This is a genomic window from Flavobacterium sp. (assembly GCF_035299245.1).
Classification (GTDB): Bacteria; Bacteroidota; Bacteroidia; order Flavobacteriales; family Flavobacteriaceae; genus Flavobacterium.
Map to the genome: position 1 here is coordinate 22,152 of NZ_DATGWY010000004.1, position 21,929 is coordinate 44,080.

The 21,929-nt window shown below is 33.6% G+C and carries 20 protein-coding genes; 6 read left to right on the plus strand and 14 right to left on the minus strand.

From position 1 onward, the window contains the following. Window positions 1-303 precede the first annotated feature (303 nt). The 10 genes from VK161_RS01785 to VK161_RS01830 form a co-directional block, all read right to left on the minus strand. On the minus strand, window positions 304-1,491 hold the full coding sequence (locus VK161_RS01785; protein WP_324213035.1) for a carboxypeptidase-like regulatory domain-containing protein: 1,188 nt from the start codon (window positions 1,489-1,491) through the stop codon (window positions 304-306). A gap of 52 nt (window positions 1,492-1,543) precedes the next feature. Beyond that, on the minus strand, window positions 1,544-2,368 hold the full coding sequence (locus tag VK161_RS01790) for a CPBP family intramembrane glutamic endopeptidase (protein ID WP_324213036.1): 825 nt from the start codon (window positions 2,366-2,368) through the stop codon (window positions 1,544-1,546). A gap of 61 nt (window positions 2,369-2,429) precedes the next feature. Continuing rightward, window positions 2,430-2,927 (minus strand): hypothetical protein, encoded by a 498-nt coding sequence (locus VK161_RS01795; protein WP_324213037.1) that lies wholly within the window; start codon window positions 2,925-2,927, stop codon window positions 2,430-2,432. 407 nt (window positions 2,928-3,334) lie between these two features. Next, window positions 3,335-3,913 (minus strand): hypothetical protein, encoded by a 579-nt coding sequence (locus VK161_RS01800; protein ID WP_324213038.1) that lies wholly within the window; start codon window positions 3,911-3,913, stop codon window positions 3,335-3,337. A 239-nt stretch (window positions 3,914-4,152) separates the two neighbouring features. Beyond that, window positions 4,153-4,737: a hypothetical protein gene (locus VK161_RS01805; RefSeq protein ID WP_324213039.1), complete on the minus strand. Its 585-nt coding sequence runs from the start codon at window positions 4,735-4,737 to the stop codon at window positions 4,153-4,155. A gap of 55 nt (window positions 4,738-4,792) precedes the next feature. Continuing rightward, window positions 4,793-5,239 carry a hypothetical protein gene (locus VK161_RS01810; RefSeq protein WP_324213040.1) on the minus strand — a complete coding sequence of 149 codons (447 nt, stop codon included), beginning with the start codon at window positions 5,237-5,239 and terminating at the stop codon, window positions 4,793-4,795. 250 nt (window positions 5,240-5,489) lie between these two features. After that, on the minus strand, window positions 5,490-5,936 hold the full coding sequence (locus tag VK161_RS01815; RefSeq protein WP_324213041.1) for a hypothetical protein: 447 nt from the start codon (window positions 5,934-5,936) through the stop codon (window positions 5,490-5,492). Between the two features lie 140 nt (window positions 5,937-6,076). Next, the gene (locus tag VK161_RS01820) at window positions 6,077-6,736 is read right to left on the minus strand and encodes a response regulator transcription factor (RefSeq protein WP_324213042.1); all 660 of its coding nucleotides are present in this window, start codon (window positions 6,734-6,736) and stop codon (window positions 6,077-6,079) included. 35 nt (window positions 6,737-6,771) lie between these two features. Next, window positions 6,772-8,760, minus strand: a complete 1,989-nt coding sequence (locus VK161_RS01825; protein WP_324213043.1) for a sensor histidine kinase — start codon at window positions 8,758-8,760, stop codon at window positions 6,772-6,774. A gap of 116 nt (window positions 8,761-8,876) precedes the next feature. Further along, window positions 8,877-9,026, minus strand: a complete 150-nt coding sequence (locus VK161_RS01830) for a hypothetical protein (protein ID WP_324213044.1) — start codon at window positions 9,024-9,026, stop codon at window positions 8,877-8,879. A gap of 207 nt (window positions 9,027-9,233) precedes the next feature. Here VK161_RS01830 and VK161_RS01835 point away from each other — a divergent pair, with 207 nt between their 5' ends. Genes VK161_RS01835 through VK161_RS01845 form a run of 3 tightly spaced genes read left to right on the plus strand, consistent with a single transcriptional unit; the run spans window position 9,234 to window position 11,096 of the window. After that, window positions 9,234-9,971 carry a metallophosphoesterase family protein gene (locus tag VK161_RS01835; RefSeq protein ID WP_324213045.1) on the plus strand — a complete coding sequence of 246 codons (738 nt, stop codon included), beginning with the start codon at window positions 9,234-9,236 and terminating at the stop codon, window positions 9,969-9,971. A gap of 42 nt (window positions 9,972-10,013) precedes the next feature. Continuing rightward, window positions 10,014-10,508, plus strand: a complete 495-nt coding sequence (locus VK161_RS01840) for a DUF6646 family protein (protein ID WP_324213046.1) — start codon at window positions 10,014-10,016, stop codon at window positions 10,506-10,508. A 12-nt stretch (window positions 10,509-10,520) separates the two neighbouring features. Next, window positions 10,521-11,096: a PhnA domain-containing protein gene (locus VK161_RS01845; RefSeq protein ID WP_324213047.1), complete on the plus strand. Its 576-nt coding sequence runs from the start codon at window positions 10,521-10,523 to the stop codon at window positions 11,094-11,096. Window positions 11,097-11,148: 52 nt separating this feature from the next. Here VK161_RS01845 and VK161_RS01850 read toward each other — a convergent pair whose 3' ends face one another. The 4 genes from VK161_RS01850 to VK161_RS01865 form a co-directional block, all read right to left on the minus strand. After that, the gene (locus VK161_RS01850) at window positions 11,149-12,582 is read right to left on the minus strand and encodes a PcfJ domain-containing protein (protein WP_324213048.1); all 1,434 of its coding nucleotides are present in this window, start codon (window positions 12,580-12,582) and stop codon (window positions 11,149-11,151) included. 490 nt (window positions 12,583-13,072) lie between these two features. Next, a complete protein-coding gene (locus VK161_RS01855) occupies window positions 13,073-14,626 on the minus strand; it encodes an aldehyde dehydrogenase family protein (RefSeq protein ID WP_324213049.1) in 1,554 nt (517 codons plus the stop codon). Window positions 14,627-14,875: 249 nt separating this feature from the next. Then, a complete protein-coding gene (locus VK161_RS01860; protein ID WP_324213050.1) occupies window positions 14,876-15,421 on the minus strand; it encodes a 3-hydroxyanthranilate 3,4-dioxygenase in 546 nt (181 codons plus the stop codon). Window positions 15,422-15,484: 63 nt separating this feature from the next. Continuing rightward, window positions 15,485-16,585, minus strand: a complete 1,101-nt coding sequence (locus VK161_RS01865; protein WP_324213051.1) for an endonuclease/exonuclease/phosphatase family protein — start codon at window positions 16,583-16,585, stop codon at window positions 15,485-15,487. 137 nt (window positions 16,586-16,722) lie between these two features. Between VK161_RS01865 and VK161_RS01870 the strand changes: the two genes are divergently transcribed. Genes VK161_RS01870 through VK161_RS01880 form a run of 3 tightly spaced genes read left to right on the plus strand, consistent with a single transcriptional unit; the run spans window position 16,723 to window position 21,482 of the window. Beyond that, window positions 16,723-19,524 (plus strand): carboxypeptidase-like regulatory domain-containing protein, encoded by a 2,802-nt coding sequence (locus VK161_RS01870; RefSeq protein WP_324213052.1) that lies wholly within the window; start codon window positions 16,723-16,725, stop codon window positions 19,522-19,524. A gap of 12 nt (window positions 19,525-19,536) precedes the next feature. Then, window positions 19,537-20,148 carry a choice-of-anchor J domain-containing protein gene (locus tag VK161_RS01875; protein ID WP_324213053.1) on the plus strand — a complete coding sequence of 204 codons (612 nt, stop codon included), beginning with the start codon at window positions 19,537-19,539 and terminating at the stop codon, window positions 20,146-20,148. Window positions 20,149-20,159: 11 nt separating this feature from the next. Then, window positions 20,160-21,482 carry a DUF5689 domain-containing protein gene (locus tag VK161_RS01880; protein ID WP_324213054.1) on the plus strand — a complete coding sequence of 441 codons (1,323 nt, stop codon included), beginning with the start codon at window positions 20,160-20,162 and terminating at the stop codon, window positions 21,480-21,482. Window positions 21,483-21,929: the final 447 nt, after the last annotated feature.

Here is a 21,929-nt window from a genome sequence, read left to right on the forward strand (position 1 = left end):
GTTGAACATATCCCCGAACCACCATTGCAGTCTCTACCTCTAATATCAATACCAGTTGGTTTTGTTTGGCCAATAGCTGAAGAACAATATAAAATCAGTGAGGTGGCAATTATTATTATAATTTTCATTTCTTTAATCTTTAGTTAGTAATGATTTGACACTGTAAAATTACTTTTAAGGTGTCTTTTAGAATTACGGAAAATCCGTAAAAAAAGTTAAAATCTAATTTTTAGGAATAAAAAAAACGACAAGTAGTAAGTTTGTCGTTGAGAGCGTTTTGGGTCGTAAAGGTGAAAAATAAATCTAATCTAATGACTTTATAATTTTTTCTTCTTCATCACTAAGAAGTATGATGTTTTTGGTTTTCCAATATTCTTCTGTAAAATTATTCCCAGACGAAAACAAACTGCGCTCTTTATGTCTTTTACTTCGGTCAAAATCAAATTCACCTTCTTTGTAATCGGTTGTAATTAAATCACTTAAAAACTCAAAAGTATCATCAAATCGATCTTTCATTTTGATGTAAATGTTTATTTTATTCTGATTGTAAACCAAAATATAATTGTCTCCATCGATTTTAAAACTGGCTTTTCTCGATTCTTCATTGACTTTAAATCTGAAAAAAACAGCATTTACTTCAGGAATATGTTGTTTATGATCGGGTGACTTTTTTAAGTCAATTTCTAAAATTAATTTAGTTTTTACATCGTAGACTACTGTTCCGTAATACAAACCCAGTTCCACTTCTTTTTTAGGGATAATGGTTACCAATTCAATTGAATTTCCTTGAGCATCGACTTTGGTTTCTATTTCATATTCGTAGTTTTTACTTTCTAATATGAATTTTAATTTTTTCAAATTATACGCATCCGAAATAGCATCTCTTACATCATAAAAATAGATGGATTCTGTCATTTTTTTTCGTTCAACGGTAGCAGAATCCTTCAACTCATAAGCTCTACTCTGATTGACATACAAGTCTGAAGCACCGCTTTTTCGCTTGATATTATAATCTAACAAACCATCAGAAAAATTAGTATAAACACCATTCACCTGAACAAACTCACGATAATAAGTGCTTAATAATACCGATTTTTCAAGCTGCTTTTTAGAGTTCTTAAGCGCTTCCATCACAGTTTCATTAATCGGTTGCTTTCTAATGACAACCTCTTGAAGTGTGTATGCTTTTGGTTCGAGGAGAATTTCAAGGTTATCATCTGTCGTTTGAACAGAATAGGAATACTTATTAAAATTCAAATGGCTAAAATTGAGCACACTATTTTTTTGATTCAGTGTAATTCTAAATTTACCTTCTTCGTTGGAAATGGTTCCGCCGTTGGTGTTTTGAATACCAATGGAAACTCCTTCAACGGGTTGTGATGTGATGATGTCTTTTACGATTCCGGTAACGACTTTTGACTGGCAAAAAGAAGTTATTGGAATAAAAAATAAGAGTACAATTAATTTTTGAATAATTATTTTGAATAACATTATCTTTTGATAATTTTTTAACATGATCGAAATTAGTGAGAAGCAACAAGCTTCAACTATTGTTTACATTTACATCTTCAATTATTAGATTATTCTTTTTGTTCTTCAAAGCAAAATAAGTAATTGGCGCAACTATTAATATACCTAAAATAATTGCTGTCAATAATGATTGTATAAAATCATCAAGAACACTAGTATTACTGCTCGTATCAACTATGTTGAACAACTTACTCTTTACCATTCCGTTGTAATTGATTAATCCATGTATAACAGAATTTAGGACAATATTGTTTATCCTGTAGAATATACTTTGTAGGAGAACTCCAAATATAAAAGCAAAAATCATTTGGTTTAAAACACTATAAGGGTCAACTTCTTTATTAAAAATATTTGTCAAATGAACTATTGAAAATAAAGCTGATGTTAGTATTACTTGTTGATAGTAATTCTGTGTTTGCTTTTCTTTAAATATCATACATACATATCCGAAAATAAGAATTCTAAAAAAACATTCTTCAAAAAAACCTGTGCTTAGACATTGAAATAAGTATGTAAAATGTTTGAAATTGGAAATTTCGAGATTTAACTCCTTTATACTTGAGAGGGTGTTTTTTATTGAAAAATACAAAAAGAGAGAACACAGCAAAAAACTTAAAATATTATTTTTAAAAACATATTTTAAATTAAAAAAAGATTCTTTTTTTATAAAATAAATAGTTGAAAAAATCAATAGTACTTTCACTATTAATTGATATAGAAACTTAAATTCATTATAATTTTTTTGAAAAATTAATGGCAAAATTTCTCTTGTGCTAACTATTATTACAAGAAAAATGAATATTAATTTTAAACTTTTTGTAATAAATGAATTTTTCATGTCTTTTTAAATATAAAGTTTCGCAAAGTTAATTAACTCTGCGAAACTTTGTTTTTGTTTATTACCACTCAATTTCAATAGAAATTTCGCAATCGTAAAATTCAGTACATCCGCAGCAATTAGTTGCGCAATTTGTTCCCAATATTGAGAATCCACTTCTTACATGTCTAATTTTACATCCAATTTTAATTTTTGATGTTGAAGAAATTAAATTTTCCATATATTTAAAATCATCACTAATAAGATAACTACCAACAGATGAAGTCCCTCTTGGGTTAGGTAAAAGTTGGACTGATGTATAAATTCCATCACCAGCTCTTAAATCATTATATTTACCATCATCTGTAAAATCTACTCCATTAAGCACATAAACAGATAAAAGCTTATAGCTCTCGTTAAAGTTGGATAATGTTATGCTTCTGGCACTTTTAGAAGTTCCTCCTTCTTTTGTTGTAATTCTCGATCCAAGTTTAATTGCGACAGATTGTTCGAAGGTTTGTCCAAAACTTAGGCTTGTAAATAAAAACATGGCGATTAAGCCGAATACTAATTTTTTCATAATACTTAATTTAAATTTTTTAATAATTAATTTGTTACTTTTTAATTTCAAATCATTCTGCAGTAATTTGATATGGTAAAAGTAGTATCGTGAAAAAAGGTGCAGTTACGGAAAATCCGTACTAAACGTTAAAGATTAGCTCAGTTTTTCGATGTATAAGTTCTAAGCAAAAAACGACAGCTTTGAGGCTGTCGTTTTTATAATGTTTTAAAAAATAATTTTTAATGATGTCTTTTCTTCTTTTCCAGATAAAAATAGCACATACTTCCCAAAAAAGGGAAAAATAGTATGAAGATATACCAATAAAATGGTTTTTTGTTTGAATAAACATCAATTATTGTAATCACTGCCAAGGCTAAATATAGTAAAGAAAAAAGGATCAAAAAGATTATCATAATAAATAAAAATTAATGTGTTAAACAATAAGTAGCGGCCCAAGCAGCTAACATCGGAAGGCACGAAGGATTAAGGTCACACATCATATCGCAAAAATCATCAGCCTGACAGGCATTTTTCAAGGTTCTGTATGTTTTTTCGATACAACCTGATTTTCTATTAACGGTATTTCCCGATGTAGAAGGAGTATAGACGTCTTTTATTGTAAAAACGTAAGATGACTCTGATTTAATAACAGCAAATGTAGCATATAAATTACCATATTCATCAAGATGTGATGAAATCCCTTTGCTTAAATCGATTTTTTCATAAGTCAATCCGTAATTTTCACCATTGTCGTCTGTAAAGAAAGTAATGAAATTTTTACTTCCACTCACAGATACAGCAACTCTGTAAACTTTATAAAGCTTGGAATTATGCTCTATTGATCCATAATTTTTGGTGTCGACATCAGAAGATTTAAATGAATATTTTGCTGCAAGTTGATTGAACTCCTTGCTAGAAAAGAAGTTACTGAAGTTTTTGTCCTGTGCATTTCCAACAAATCCAAATACAACCGTGGCGATTAAGCCGAATACTAATTTTTTCATAATACTTAATTTAACTTTTTAAATAATTAATTTGTTACTTTTTAATTTCAAATCATTCTGCAGTAATTTGATGTCGTAAAAGTAGTATCGTGAAAAAAGGTGCAGTTACGGAAAATCCATACCAAACGTTAAAAGGTTTTCAGAAGTTGACTGTCTTTTATTGAAGAAAAAGGAACTTTTTGTATACATAGGAAAGAATGCGACAAACTTTTTTTGAGAAAAAAACCATTGGGTAGTTCTTACCTTACACTATCCGAATTTATTGTGAGAAGTAATGATTTTTTTTCTGATGCTTCTTTAATACACTTTATGAACTTAATAGAAGACTCATTAACGCATGACTTGGAATATTTAACCCAAGTATACAAGTAAATTCTTTCGTATTGTTGAAATTCAAGTGGATTATCTCTGGTTATACAAACTGAATTTTCCAACAACTTTTCCATTATCATTTTACCGTTAATCTTGTTGCTAAATTTCCTTGGCTGTATTTTTACTCCGTTACAAATATCCGATTGAATATCTTGGAAACATCTTCCTCCGTATGATTCTATGTTACAGTCGATTAAATTAAAATTTTGATCCAATACATATAAATAACCATAGTCAAAATATTTCTTAATCTCCGGATATGATACACTATCTTTTGCAATTAAAATTTCGCCTAAAATTCCGTTTTCTTTTGCATAACTCATTATAGTTTGTCTCGTTTCTATTTGAGGTTCTGTCAAACCTAAAAATTCTTTTTGTTTCCATTTATAAAAAAAGGCTAACAAAAAGAAAATTACAACTATAAAAAGTAAATGTTTACTACGTATTCTCATGTAAAATTGGTTTATAAAAAACCGCCCTCAACTATTGAAGAGGGCGATTTTTTTATTATTTAAAACTAACTGTAAAAGTAATGCTTTTCCCATCATTTACTAACGGGTAAACACCAGCCAAATAAGCAGTTCCTGGAGGTAATCCGAACAATTTGTACTCACCTACTTGTAACGGACTATTGTTTTTTAATTCGAAAGTGTTTTTATCTGAATAAAATTTAACATTTTCAGCATTCATAGATGAAATTGGAATTTTAAATGTCATTGTTTTGTTTGCATTTAAAGTTTGCTCTGTTGATCCTACTTGAGAAACACTTTCCCATGGTGCTCCACCATCACAAAAATCCCATCCCCAACATCCGAATGTGCCTGCTGAAAACCAACCTACAACTTTAGGAGTTGGCTTTGGTTTACCAACTGCATTTGTTGAACTTTTTGTTTGTGCGTTAACAGAAACTGATAACATAACTGTAGCGATTAAGCCGAATACTAATTTTTTCATAATACTTAATTTAAATTTTTAATACTTAATTTGTTACTTTTTTAATTTCAAATCATTCTGCAGTAATTTGATATTGTAAAAGTAGTACCATTAAAAAAGGTGTGGTTACGGAAAATCCGTACTAAATGTTAAAGGCTTTTTGAGTTGCAAGAATGCAAAAAAAAACACTTGAGCAATTACTCAAGTGTTTACTGTTACTGTATCCTCTTGGGTTTAAATAAAAACTCCCGAATGAATCGGGAGTTTCTTATTATTGTTGAAATTTAACCGTAAATATAATGTACGTTCCATCATTCACTAAAGGATAAACTCCAGGTAAATAAGTGGCACTGGGTTTTAATCCGAATAATTTATATTCACCCACTTGCATAAGGGAACTATTTTTTAACTCAAAAGTGGTTTTCCCCAGATAAAACTTTACATTATCTGGATTCATTGAGGCAATTGGAATTTTAAACGTCATCGTGTTGTCTGCATTGAGCGTTTGAAAAGTAGTTCCTGTTAAAGAACTATTCTCCCATGGAGTGTTGAGACAAAAACTCCAACCCGAACATCCGTTGGTAGACGCAGAATACGATCCAACTGCTTTTGGTGTTAAATGTGTTTTCCCAATTTCGCTGCTTACTTTTGATTGTTGAGCATTAACCGAAAACGATACGATTACCGTGGCTATTAAGCCAAATACTAGTTTTTTCATACTACTTGATTTAAATTATTAGTTTATTATCACATCCAAATTATTTTATACTAATTTGAAACTCGAAAAGTAGTACGCTTTAAAAATTAAAAAGTACGGAAAATCCGTACTAATCGTTAAAATTGTAAGTTAAAGATTTTTTAGATGAAGCCTAGTCTCCGACATTCGGTGATAATATCTTCATCGTTTCCTTTGTAGATGTTTAAGTAATCTTTGATTTTAACTTTGCGTTTTTCGACTGCACTGTCGGATAATCCGAGTTCAGAAGCAATTGTTTTATTTCGCAACCCTTTAGATAATAAGGTGATTATTTGACGATCAATTGTGTCCAAATAACCTCTGCTTATGATTTGCTCTTTTAAAGCTGCAGTTACTGTTTCACTAAAATACGTTTCGTCGTTTAAAATCTTGTTGAATGCAATTAACAATTCATCACCATCAAAATCGCTTTTAATCAATAGTCCGTTGGGTCTGATTTTATGAACTATATCATAAATAACAAATGCTTCTGCATGAGAAGTAAGCATTATTATTTTGGCGTCGGGTAATTGCTTTCGAACTAAAACGGCCAAATCCTCACCTGATTTTATTTTCTTATCGAGATAAGGTGGTAAACTTCGGTCTAAAAAAACCAAATCATATGACGAAGCGTCTGAAGAAGTAATAATAGTGTATGCGTCTTCGCAATCATGGCTAAAAGTTACATCCAATTCTAAGTTCTTATCATTGAACTCAAGTATTGACTTATATCCAATTAGCATTGTTTTATGGTCATCAACCATCAATATTTTAAATGGCATATAGTAGTTTTTACTTTCTTGTGAAAAGTAAACAATTAATTTGGAATTATCAAATTTATTTTTGTCCCGTTATGCGGCTTTGATTCGATACTAAATTTGCCTTTAATTTCCTCCATTCTGGCACGCATATTACTAAGACCTATACCCGTTTTTTTATCGTTCAAATCGAATCCCACACCATCATCATTGATCTCTATTGATATGTTTCCTTCTGTTTTAACCATCTTAATAAAAACATTCTGAGCATTAGCGTATTTGTCTATGTTTTGTAATGCTTCTTGAATAATGCGGTAAATATTGATTTTAATACTGTTGTTGACCGTTTCCCAATCAATTTGTTCATCTACTTTAAGATGAAAATTAATGTCCGAATGATTTTTAATGGCCGTAAAAAGATTTTCTACAATCGACACAAAATTAACATTATCCGAAAAAAGATTCGAATTTAGTTCATGAGAAATGGTGCGTATTTCCTTTTCAATGTTCTGAATTTCTTTGATGTATATCAAACATTGAGCAATGGTTTCTGGGTCTGTTTTTTTATTTAGCACATAGAGGTTCATTCGAATACTCGATAATTTTCCCATCACACCGTCGTGCAATTCTTGAGAAATTCTTCTCTTTTCAATTTGCTTCCCTTCTTCAATTTTTTGTTGCTGCGCTAACATCAATTGATAAATTTCTTCTTTGTCTTTTTGATGTTCTTGCTCCAATAACAGTTGTTTTGTTTTTGCTTTTTGAGATTGATTTTTATACCATAAAACAATAAGCATTATGGACAATAGTCCAAAACCTGAAATTAAAATTAGTCGAGTGAATAGATTATTTTTCTCTTCTTCTACAATTTCTTTTTGCTTGGTAATTTCGTCGGTTTCGAATTCTATTCTGGCAAATTTGTCACGGGTTGCTCTTTCAATAGCATTCAAACTATCAGCTATTTTGATGATTCTTTTGTGGTATTTCGCTTGATTTTCTGTGTCAATTTGGGATAATAAATTCAACGCTTTCAACTCATCTTCAAAAATTTTATTTTCATGAGCCATTTTTTGAGCTTCAGTCAAATAAGATACTGATTTTTGGGTATCTTTTACCGATATGTAGTACTCTGCAAGGTTTATTTTAGATGTAATTTTTAGCGGAAAATTACTAATGCTGTCAGCAATTCTATGTGTTTCTTTCAATGAAGGCAATGAAAATGGGTCTTTTAATTTGAACTTTGAATATGCTATCGTATTGATAACGTACAAGTACATATTAATATCGTCTTTTTTCAATTGATCCAATTGAATACTTTGGTTGAGATAATCCAGTGCTTTTTGATGCTGATTTTGTTTCTGATAAATGAGAGCTATATAATTATGTGTTTGTGTCTTTAATACTGAAAATTGCGGGATGTTTTTTAAATTTTCTACTTCCAGCAGTGCCTTGTTATAATAGTTTAAGGCAGTTTCATTTTTATTCATCCCAGAAAGTGAATTGGCAAGAGTAATGTAGCAACTGTAGATTAATTTTGCATCGTTGGTTTTTTTTGCAATTTTTAACGCTCTTGTTGCAGTTGCTTCAGACAAAGAATAATCTTTGTGGTTCCAGAGTAAATCGGCTTTTGATTGCAGGATTAAACCTAACATTGGGTTTCCTTTGGTTTTGAGCGTCAATTTTTCAGCTTGGATAAAGTAATAAAATGAACTGTCGTTTGAAAAGTTATACAAATGATATAATCCGCAATTGGTTTTGCCTTTAATCATTCCGATAGTATCATTGATTTTCTTTGACTGATTGTAGATGATTTTAGATATTTTATAAAACTTGTTTGAGTAAGCATTTTTGTCGGCTATTGTTGAGAAATAATCCCTCATGGTTGTGTCATAAACTCGCTTATTTAGCGCTTCATTTATTTCATCAATGTTGGGTTGCTCTTTTTCTTGAATAGCGGAAATTGCATCCTCACTAGACACACTATTATCTTTATAATTACAACTTGTAAATAGTAGATTGGAAATTAGTAAAACAGCAATTTTTTTCAATAGATACTCGGTTTATCGACAAAGTTAACAAATTAAAAAATGTAGCAACAAAAAACAAATAGTTTAAATTTTTGTCGCTACATTCGTTTTTTCTTTATGAGTGTTGCTTTTCCTTATTAGGGTTTGATTACAATAGGCGGAATGATTTCTCCCTCTTGATTTATTTCGGTTTGTGGTTCTGGCTTTGTAGGTAACTCATCTGCTGTACAAGAGTTTAAAGTGATTAACAATACTAGTGAAACTGATAATAGGATTAATTTTTTCATGATAATTTAGTATTAAAATAAGACAATGGTTGTTTTTTCAGCCACATTTTAAAAATGTGATGATTTTTTTGTTAATTTTTTTAGGAATTCCTTGTACTTGTATTAATACGATGTAAAATTATCAATGCTCGAAACCTTGGTGTTACGCAAAAAGTGTAAAAAATGTTAAAATTTGTTTAGCTTTACATTTAGAATAATAAACAAAAGATGGGTAGAACTCTTGTAATAGGCGACATTCACGGCGGTTTACGTGCCTTGCATCAAATTATCGAACGCGCTGATGTATCTAAAGACGATAGATTAATTTTCTTGGGAGACTATGTTGACGGATGGAGTCAGTCGCCTCAAGTCATCGATTTTTTAATGGATTTGGATCAAAAGCAAAACTGCATCTTTATTAGAGGCAATCACGATGAACTTTTGTTGGATTGGTTAGAAGGAAACACCAAAGAAATTGACGAGCCAATGTGGTTTAAACATGGAGGTAAGGCAACAGTTGATGCGTATTCTAGTGTTTCCGAATCAAAAAAGAAAACACACATCGCCTTTTTAAAATCGCTCCAGAATTATTATTTAGACGACCAAAACAGACTATTTGTTCATGCTGGATTTACCAATATGAATGGTGTGAAATACGAATATTTTCCGAAACTTTTTTATTGGGACCGAACGCTATGGGAAACTGCTTTGGCTTTGAATGAAAACTTAGACTCAGATGGTTTCTTCTATCCCAGACGATTAAAATTATACTCTGAAATATACATCGGACATACACCCGTGACCCGAATTGGCGAAGTTATTCCAATTCAAAAAGCTTGTGTTTGGAATGTCGATACTGGTGCCGCATTTTCTGGCCCTCTAACTATTTTAGATGTTGAGACTAAGCAATTTTGGCAAAGCGAACCCTTACCGCATTTGTATCCAACAGAGAAAGGGAGAAATTAATAATGGTTTTATTACATTTGCAAAAAATTTAATACAATAACAATGAGAAAAATAGCAACCCTATTATTTTTGGTAGTCGTAAGTTTGGCAAATGCTCAAGCTTATAAAGGAAAAGGAGATATTAAAGGACAAGTTGGATTGAACGTTCAAGATGGCGGAACTGGAATTACAGTTTCTTCTGATTTTGGAATTGGCGAAAACATGTCGTACGGATTTGTAGCGACTTATTTATTATCAGCTGATCGAATTTTAGATGTTAAACCAAAATTTGAAGACAGAGCGGATGTAAAAGTTCGTTTTAATGCCAACTTAGGGAATGTTTTTAAATTAGACGAAGCGATGGATATTTATCCTGGTTTGAATCTAGGAACACGCAATTTTGGGGCTCACCTGGGGTTCCGTTATTTCTTTACTAGCGGATTTGGTTTGTATGCTGAAGGCGGAGTTCCATTGGCAAAATACGATTCGGATGTGAACGGATTTGAGTACTATAACAACCAGTTTGTCTTGAATATTGGTGCTTCTTTTAATTTATAATTCCGCAATGTAATGAGTGTTGTAACGGAAAAACGATTAAAAGACCGCAGCGGATCTGTTTGTGAAATTAGCGGAAGTGATGAAAATTTAGTAGTCTATTTAGTAGCTCCTAAAACCGATCCTACACCAGAGAATTGCATTTTAATTACCAAGAATTTAAGAGACCAAATTGAAAACCCAGAAACAACCAATCCTAACGACTGGCGTGGTTTAAGCGATAGTATGTGGAATGAGAATCTTCCTGTTCAAATTGTATCGTGGAGAATGCATGCTCGCTTGAAAAACATGGATATGCTGGAAATGATGTATCTTGATAAAGATGCTTTAGAATGGGCAAAAGCTACTGGTGAAGCCGATGATGATGAAGGAAAAATTGTGCACAAAGATTCGAATGGCAATGTTCTTTTGGATGGTGATTCAGTAGTTTTAATCAAAGATTTGGACGTAAAAGGCGCAACGTTTACTGCAAAACGAGGCGCTGCTGTACACAACATCAAATTAGTTTGGGACGATGCTAATCTTATTGAAGGTAGAGTAGAAAATCAGAGTATTTACATTTTGACTCAATACGTTAAGAAAACAAAATAGTTAAACTCAACCCTATAACAAAAGAGCTGTCAAAATTGACAGCTCTTTTTTTTCAACCCAATATTGCACAGGCTTTAACCAATAAAAATATCAAATAGAATATCCATTTCAAATCTACATCTGATTGGCTTTCTCTTTGAAATCTTCTATCGTATTCCTCATTGTAATTGTATTGAGGAACTCTAAATTGATTTTCAAAAAACACTTGGTCTTCAACAGGTTGTTGGAACTGATCACCTTGTAACTCTTCATCAAAGTATTCAAAATCCAACTCCAAGCTTTCTTTTTCAGCCCATTCAACAATCATCTCATAAGCTACTTTGGAAATCCATTCATTGTACATTGCCTTAGCTTGAACCACAGCTTTAGCTTCTATGTCTACTTCAATTGTGGCTAAGGTTGTATACTCAGAATCTGTTTCTTGTTGCTTTTTTCTCAAAGAAAATATAGCCGTCTTACCTTGTATACAATCATATTCATATTCGGCAACACAGTGACTCATCTGATAACCTTCATCGTACAATTCTTCTGAATTTACCAATTCTACAATGTAGTAGAAATTGTTTTGGTTCAACTCAAAAGTGTTTTTTTCAAAACCTCTTATTTGACTAGTTGACCACTGAGCCCTATTCAAGGCATTCATTCTTTTATAGTATTCCAAATGCCATTCGTCAGAATTTCTAACCAAAGCTTCCCAAGTTCTACCTTTCATAGTAAAGTTTTTATTCAAAGCAAATTGCTCTTTTATATAAAACAATACTTCTTGAACTTTTGCAAAAGGCAACTCATTGTACTTGGCAAAAAAAGCAACTACTTTTTGCCAAAACTCTTCGTGCTCAAAACCCTCAGACAACACACTCCAAGCCAAAGTCTCTGACATGATTTCAGAAGCACCAAAACCTTTTGCTTGTGCAAATCTTATGGCTTGTTCAACGCTGTAATTGGCTGGTGCTTTTTTAAATTCGTGTGCCATTTTCTTCGTCAATTGTATTGGAAAACTGCTCAATCTCAACACACTATCACCTCTACCCATTTGCACATACCACAACATTTGTATTTTGTTTTGACCATAAAAAACGCTTTCCATAAACTCGGGAACTTCATAAGTTGCAAAACAGTATTTGATTAAAGAACTCATTTGAGTCTCGGTTACTAAAGAATTATTCTCCCAAGAATTGATCTCTCTGACCATTTTATTACCAAATGAAGCCATATTTGCCACTGCATTTATATACAATTCGTTTCTCAATAAGGCATAACAATTCTGAGCTTCTAAATGCAATAACAAATCTCTAAAAGTGTCTCTCTTCCAAGAATTTTGCACTTGACTCATCGAAGCAAAACAAGTTGCAATTACCGATCTCAATGTGCCTTGATTACCTACAGACACTCTTTTTTCGGCATACAAATGTTCCACCATTTGCTGAAAAGCCGTGGTGTTTGCTTTGACTGCTTTGTTTGTCAATGTTATTGTATTTGTTTCCATTACTGTTAATTTTTGAAATTCCTTTTTTAAGTCATTTTGTTGTTGTTTTTAAATTAAAATGCCCGACTCTGAGAATCCAGAATCGGGCACATATTAATGTGTTTACCAAACTATACTATAGTGGTATTTCCTTTTCTGAAATTATTTTGGTGTAGAATCCAATTAAGATTCTTGAACTATTATTTTTTTCTCGTTGCATCATAAGCATAAAAAAACCCGAAGATTTAATTTCGGGTTTGCGTATTTATTGATTCTTAGTTTTATCACTCTAATCACATAATAGTAAACCCAGTACAGACGATGGAAAATCATTTCCTTCGCTAAGCGTCGTGTATGTCGATTTAATAAAATGCATTGTTTTCTGTTTTTTTATTCGGGCACAAAAATAATTGTTTTTATTTCGTTTCAAAATTTTACCTCTAATTTAGAATTAAAATAAAAAAGCGCTCACCTCGGCGAACGCTTTTTCAAAATACTATATTTTAAAAGATTACAAATCAAATTTAATTCCTTGTGCCAATGGCAAACTAGTTGTGTAGTTGATGGTGTTAGTTTGTCTTCTCATGTATACTTTCCATGCATCAGAACCTGATTCGCGTCCGCCGCCGGTTTCTTTTTCACCGCCAAAAGCACCACCAATTTCGGCTCCGGAGGTACCGATGTTCACATTAGCAATTCCGCAATCAGAACCTGCAACTGATAAAAAGGCTTCGGCTTCACGAAGGTTGTTGGTCATTATGGCTGAAGATAAACCTTGGGCAACACCATTTTGGATTTCGATGGCATTGTGAACATCTCCTGAATATTTTAATAAATACAAAACAGGCGCAAAAGTTTCGTGTTGTACAATTTCGAATGAGTTGTTGGCCTCGGCAATCGCTGGTTTTACATAGCAACCACTTTCATAACCTTCACCAGAAAGCACGCCACCTTGAACGATGATGTTTCCTCCTTCAGCTACTACTTTTTCTAATGCTTTGTTGTACAATTCTACTGCGTGAGTATCGATAAGTGGTCCAACGTGGTTGTTTTGATCCAACGGGTTTCCGATACGCAACTGACCGTAAGCACTAACCAAAGCATCTTTTACTTTATCGTAAATACTTTCGTGAATGATTAAGCGGCGTGTTGAAGTACAGCGTTGTCCTGCAGTTCCAACGGCTCCAAAAACAGCTCCGATTACCGTCATTTTGATATCGGCATCGGGAGTTACGATAATGGCGTTGTTTCCGCCTAGTTCTAATAATGAATTTCCTAAACGAGCCGCACAAGCTTGAGCTACAATTTTACCCATACGAGTAGAACCTGTTGCTGAAACTAATGGAACTCTTTTATCATGTGTCATCATTTCACCTACTTTATAGTCGCCGTTTATTAGACACGAAATTCCTTCAGGAAGGTTGTTTTCTTTCAATACCTCAGCGATGATGTTTTGGCATGCGATACCACATAAAGGCGTTTTTTCAGACGGTTTCCATACACAAACGTCGCCGCAAATCCAAGCTAAAGCCGTATTCCAAGACCAAACGGCTACTGGGAAATTGAACGCCGAAATGATTCCGACAATTCCAAGCGGATGGTATTGTTCGTACATTCTGTGACCCGGACGTTCCGAATGCATGGTTAAACCGTGCAATTGACGCGAAAGACCCACTGCAAAATCGCAAATATCAATCATTTCTTGAACTTCACCGTAACCTTCTTGAAGTGATTTCCCCATTTCATACGAAACTAGTTTTCCAAGAGGTTCTTTGTATTTTCTTAGTTTTTCTCCGAATTGGCGAACAATTTCACCGCGTTTTGGCGCTGGCATCAAACGGAACGTTTTGAACGCTTCAGCTGCCGTTTGCATTACTTTTTCATAATCATCAGCGGTAGTAGTTTTTACTTTTCCGATGAGTTGACCGTCTACGGGTGAGTAACTTTCGATGATGTCGCCGTTGGAAAAGTGGTTATTTCCTGTAGAAGTTCCTTCGTTGATGGCTTTTACACCAAGGATTTCTAGAGCTTCGGTCATGCCGAATTGTTGAGCAATTGTTGCCATTGTATGTTTATTTTTTTGAATTTGTCAATTTGTGGCACAAAAATAAGGGATTTTACACGAATTCAAGAATTTTCATGAATTAAAATACTTTTCTATTGTACGAAAGTTTCCTGACTAGCCCTGATGGGAATGGAAAGCCCGTAGCTCAAAAAAGGAGCAGTACTTGCTTAAAAAAAGCGACCAAAGGAAGCTATTTTTAAAGCATTAGACTGCCTTTTTTTGAGTGAGGACTTGTAATGTACAGCAGGATTAGCTTCTGTTTTTTGTCACAAATTTCGGATTGGTTTCCATTACTGTTCCGCAGTTTTCACAAGTGCGCTTCTCTTCTGAGTTGTAGAATTCGTTGAAATGCGGGAGAAAGTCTTTTTCGATGTCGTGCAATTCGAAATACGCTTCGTGCAGTTTGTAGTTGCACTTATCGCAAAACCAAAGCAAGCCATCGGTAAAACCTTTTCCAGCGCGTTTGCGTTCGATAACCAAACCGATGGAACCTTCGGTGCGGTTGGGCGAATGCGGAGTTTTGGCGGGAAGAAGAAACATGTCGCCTTCGGAGAGTTTCATGGCTTTCTTTTTGCCGTTTTCTTGAATATAAACAGTGATTTCGCCTTGAAGTTGGTAAAACAATTCTTCCGTTTCGTTATAATGATAATCTTTGCGTGCATTGGGTCCGGCCACAATCATCACGATGTAATCGCCTGAATCAACATACAAATTTTTGTTGGCTACTGGTGGTTTGAGCAAGTGTTGGTTGTCTTGAATCCACTGATTGAGGTTGAATGGTTTTGGAATGGACATAATGGTTATTTTAGTGTAAAGTTAAAAATAAAAAAGTCCCAATTTTCATTGAGACTTAAATTATTATTTGACTTCTTTTAGGAGGTAAATGTAAACGGGAAAGTGGTCGCTGAATCCGGGTTCGGAAAGTGAGTTTCGAAGCGGATATCCTTTGTATTGACCTGTGGTTTGGATGAGATAGGCTTTGTTGAAAATTCCGGCTTTCCAATAGCGGAACGATGAGAAATCATCACGAATAAGTGGTTCTGAAACCATAATTTGATCAAAAATATCCCAAGCATCGCGGTAGGCTAATGTTCCTTGACCGTCTTTTGCCATTTGTTCAAACGGATTGAAAATTCCACCGGGTTGCACTTCCTCTTTTTTGCGTTTGGCGCCAATTTCTACTTTTACGCTTTTGTTGTACGAACCATCGTTCAAATCGCCCATTGTAATGATTTTAGCATTAGGGTTAATTTTGAATAATGAATCCATTATTTTGCGGTTCAATGCACCAGCTGCTTCACGAAACGGACTACTTTTTTTCTCTCCACCCGAACGCGATGGCCAGTGATTTACGATGATGTTGATCTCTTCGCCGTCTAAAAATCCGGTTACTAACAATTGATCTCTAGTATATACTCGATCATCAGAAGAGGCTGTAGCAGTAACATCATCTGTTACTTCTTCTTTGTCTTTTTTATCCGATTTACCTTCTTGGCTTCTGTAAATCATCAATGGAATGTTGACATAACTTGTAGGTACAAAATGTTTTTTTTGATAGAGCAAAGCAACGTCAATTCCTCTTTTATCGGGTGAATCAAAATGAATGATTCCGTATCCTTTATTGATTAATCGTGGTTGTTTTACTAAATCTTCTAAAACAGCTCTATTTTCGATTTCACAACCACCAATTAAAGTTGGCGAATTGGTTTGTTTGTCTCCAGTTCCGATTTCGGAAAGCACTTTGGATAAGTTGTCTAATTTTTTCTTGTACTTTTTGCCTGTCCAGTTTTGAGTACCTTTTGGTATCCACTCTTCGTCATTATTGGGTCCGTTTATGGTGTCGAATAAATTTTCGAAATTGTAAAAAGCAACAGTGTGAATTTGATATTTTTTCTGAGCAATTGCTGATGTAATTGAGAATAATGCAATTACTACTAGTGTTAATTTGTTAATCCGCATGTAATTAGAATATTATATTATCTTGAAGTTTACTACAAACTTCGCACCAAAAGTAATTAATATTATTAAAATATGTACATTTGCACCGTTAAGAAATTGATTTCTTAAAAACAAAAAGTTTAATTTTATTTTATTTTATGAAAAGACTTATTCTAAGTATTTTATTAGTAATGAGTGTTTCGTTTACGTATGCCCAGTCAGGAACGGGAGTTTCTGGTCAGGTGTTGGATTCGAAAACACAAAAACCATTACAAAGTGTAATTGCAACCTTTCAAAACATTGATTTAACAGAATTAACCAACGCTGAAGGAAAATTTACATTTACAAATGTTCCTGCTGGAAGCCAGTTATTACTTTTTAAAATTCAAGGCTACAAAGACCAATTGGTAAACGTAGACGTTGAAACTGGAAAAATTTTAGATTTGGGCGTAATTGTTATGGAAGAAGACATAACCGACGAACAACAATTAAGTTTAGTTACCTTAACCGATAATGATTTGGGTGATGATAACAGTGGTTCTGAAAACACTTCAGGATTATTGCAAGCTACTCGTGACAATTATCAACAAGCTGCGGCTTTTAATTGGGGTCAAGCCCGATTCAGAATTCGTGGTTTAGATAATGAATACGGAACTACCATGATTAATGGTATCGTGATGAATAAGATTTACGACGGTCGTCCACAATGGAGCAACTGGGGTGGATTGAACGATGCTACTAGAAATCAAGAATTTACAATGGGTTCAGCTCCATCGGATTATACTTTTGGTGGAATTTTAGGAACTCAAGAAATCAATACAAGAGCTTCTATTTACAGAAAAGGATCGAGAATTTCGTTCTCAGGAACCAACACCAACTATACGGGTCGTGTAATGGGAACTCACGTTTCTGGAATGAACACTAATGGTTGGGCGTTTGTCGTTTCTGCATCTCGCAGATGGGCGGAAGAAGGTTATTTTGAAGGAACTGATTACGATGCTAACTCGTTATTTGTTTCGGTTGAGAAAAAAATCAACGACAAACATTCGTTGAATTTCACTTCTATTTTTGCACAAAACAGTCGTGGAAAAAGTTCTCCAAATACTAAAGAAGTAAATGATTTAATGGGAATTGAATACAACTCGTATTGGGGTTGGCAAGACGGAAGAAAAAGAAACTCAAGAGATAAAGACATCGAAGAGCCAATCAATATGTTGAGTCATTATTGGAAAATTAGCGACAAAACAAGATTGAATACTAACGTAGCGTATCAAGTAGGATATGTAGGCAATTCTCGTTTGGATTTCCAATTAGGTAATAATCCTGATCCTACTTATTACAGAAATTTACCAAGTTATTATTTGAATTTTCCTGATAACTACGTAACCGATATTAATGGTGTGGTTACCAATCCATCGGCTGATGCTGCACGAACTTATTTCTTAAACAACAGTCAAATCGATTGGACCGCAATGTATTTGGCCAATCAAAACAGTTCAATGCCAGGAAGAAGTGTTTACGCTTTGTACGAAGACCGTAATGACGATAAACAATTCAGCGCCAATTCAGTTTTATTCTCAAGTTTAGCTGATAATATTTCGTTGAATGCTGGAGCAAGTTTCAAAAAATTAAAATCGCACAACTATCAAAAGATGTTGGATTTACTAGGTGGAGCTTATTTTTCAGATATTGACATCTTCTATACAGGTGATGCTTCACAATCAGACTTGAACAATCCAAACCGTCAAATTGTTGAAGGTGACGAATACGGTTACAACTATAATTTGATGGCCAATGTAATTGATGCATTCACTCAATTCAAATTCAGATACAAAAAGACCGATTTCTATTTAGCTCAAACTTTTTCTAGAAGTGAATACCAAAGAGAAGGATTGTACAGAAATGGAATTTATGCTAACAATTCTTTTGGAAAAGGGGCAAAAGTTACTTTTGAAAATTTTGGTTTTAAAGGAGGTTTGACTTACAAAATTACAGGACAACATTTATTGGATTTCAACGCAGCTTATTTATCAAAAGCGCCTGGAATGAGAAATGTGTTCTCAAATGCACGTTTAAACAACAATATCACACCAGATATTGACAGTGAAAGAATTTCAAGTATGGACGCTTCGTACATTATCAGAATGCCTAAATTAAAATTGCGTTTGACTGGTTTTATGTCGAAAATTCAAAATGCAACTGAGTTGTCGTTCTTCTATGGTGAAGGTTTATTTGACGAAGATGCTGTAGGTGATGGTAATGAAGATTCATTCATCAGTGAAATTGTAACTGGAATGGACAAAAAACAAATTGGTGGTGAATTAGGGGTTGAATACCAAATTACTTCAACAATTAAGTTGATTGGAGCCGCTTCATACGGTCAATATACATACGACAACAATCCGAATGTAAAATTGAATGACGACGCTCAAGCTTCTCCAACCAATACTAATCCGTTGACTGATTTTGGTCCGGCTTACATGAAAGACTATCGTTTACCTGGAATGCCGCAACAAGCGTATTCATTTGGTGTAGAATACAGAGATCCACATTTTTGGTGGATAGGAGCCAACGTAAACTATTTAGCTGATTCGTATTTAGATGTTTCTAATATCTTAAGAACTTCTAACTTTGTGGTTGAATCAGACGGAATCGGTTATGCTGGTGCAACTCCAGATGTGGTTAGAAATATTTTGAGACAAGAAAAATTTGATCCTTATACGTTATTGAATGTAACTGGAGGAAAATCATGGAAAATTAAAAATACTACTTTCGGATTTTTTGCTTCGATTAATAATGTGTTAGATACTACCTACAAAACAGGAGGATTTGAGCAATCAAGAAAAGCAAACTTCCCAGAATATCAAGCGGATAATGCTTACGGAACGCCTTCTTTTGGGTCTAAGTACTTCTATGGTTATGGTAGAACTTATTTTGTAAATCTTTACGTTAATTTCTAAAAAAAATTGAATATGAAAAATATATTAAAATCATCATTCTTGTTGGCACTTATTGTAAGTGTTTTTACAAGCTGTTCAGACGAAGAGGATTTCGAAATCGCTCCTTACAAACCTCAAGTTTTTGGTGAAAGTTTCCCAGAAGCTGATATTGATTACAATGCTAATTTTGACTTTCCTGGCTGGGTTAACTTTGCCGAAACAGGAACTAAAAAATGGATCGAGAGAGACTTTAACAACAGTGGTTACATTCAGTTCAGTCCTTTTGGTAGTGGAGAAGCTTCCAATATTGGTTGGGCAATTACTCCGAAATTCAATTTGGATAGTACTGTGAACGAAGTATTGACTTTTCAATCGGCTTCGAATTTCGTAGACAATCCAGCCAACAAATTAGAAGTTTTTATTTCAACTAATTTTGATGGAACCAATGTTTTAGCTGCTACTTGGACGCCTTTAGATGCTGTTGTTGCAGACGACACGACCAATGGATACATATACATCCCTTCGGGTGAAATTGATTTATCCTCTTATACTGGAGACGTAAATATTGCTTTTAAAGTTACTGGAAACGGTACTACTCTAGATGGATTGTTCCAAGTTGACGATATAAAAGTTTATTCTAAATAAAAAATACAGTTATGAAAAATATAAAGATAGTTTTAACATCATTAGTTGCGGCGACATTATTCAGTTGCTCGAATAGTGATTACTATACAACTCCCGATTTAAGCGGTGAATGTAATGATTTGACGCCGACCAAAACCACTCAAGAAATTTTGGCCTTGACTACCAATACATTGCAACAATTTGGTACAGCTTATGACAATGATATCATTGAAGCATATGTTACTTCAAGTGATGAAGGTGGAAACTTTTTTAAATCAGTTTCTATGGTTTCAGTTGACGGAACTCAAGGTTTCAGTGTGCCAATTGATGCTTATAATTTGTACACTAAATTTGAACCAGGAAGAAAAGTGTTCATCAAATTAAAAGGAAGACATTATCAAATTAATGCCGATACAAAATCGAAAGAAATCGGTTCTCTATACAATAACGGAACTGATATTACTTCGGATGATGAAGTAGGTAGAATTTCGGGTGTAGAATACGAAAATATTGTTACTCGTGGATGTAGTAATGTAGCTGAGCAAACTTTGGTAAACAATTTTACAATAGCTCAAGCCAAAAACGATGCTAACTTGAATAAGCTAATTGAATTTAGTAATGTTCAGTTTACAGATGCTTCTATAGGTAAAACCTACTATGATCCAACTCTTAACGATTTGGGCGGAGCTACTAATCACTTGATTACAGATGCTTCTGGTAACACTATGATTGTAAGAGTTAGCTCATTTGCAACTTTTGCTGGTAATGTAGTGGATGCTGATAACGGTAAAGTAAGAGGTGTTTTGACCAAATTTGGTAGTGATTACCAGTTTATGGTTCGTACTTTGAATGATATTCAGTTAACCAACCCAAGAGTTTTACCTCTTTTTGAAGAAACATTTACAACTAACTTTCCAAACTGGGTGAAAGCTAGTGTAACTGGAGCTCAAGTTTGGACGTTAAACTCGTCTAATGGTAATCCAGGACAATGTGCTGATATGAATGGTTTCTCTGGAGGTGCAGTTGTTAATGAAGATTGGTTGATTTCTCCAGCTATTGATTTGAGCAGTGCTCCATCAGCTATATTGACATTCCAATCGGCTAAAAACTTCTCTGGAAATGCAATTCAAGTTTTTGTTTCTACTAACTATTCGGGTAGTGGTGCGCCATCAACTGCAACATGGACTCAGTTAACAGCAACGGTACCCTCTGCTTCTGGTTTTGTTTGGACCAATTCAGGAAATATAAATTTAAACTCATACGTTGGCAACAGTAATGTTCGTATTGCCTTCAAATACACTTCTACATCGTCTGCTGCGGCTCAATGGCGCGTTGATAATGTGAAAGTACAATAACAAAAAATAATTCCTTTAAAAAGCCCGATTGTACGTCGGGCTTTTTTTATTGATTTAAATTGTAAAATTCATCTTGATTATCTTACTAAATACGTCTAACAGATATAAATTTAGGAGTAAAATCTATTTTGAAAGTTACAAAAACTGAATTGAGATGGTCAACCGAGTAAGCATTAAACTTTTCTAATCGAGGTAACTTTGAATGGTATTTTAGCATCAAAAAGAGATGAAAGATTAAATCTCATTCAAGAATTGGTTAAACTTTTAAATTCCTATATGAACACAAAGAAATAGTCTTGTGAAATATACCATTGAAGATTGTTTGGATAAACGCAATGAAACTTTTAATTCAGAAACCTACAACTCAAATGTTAGATAAAAATTACTGTAACTTATCAGAGCGGTCAACTATCATTTTATTATGTGATTATGTAGCGTTAATATTCC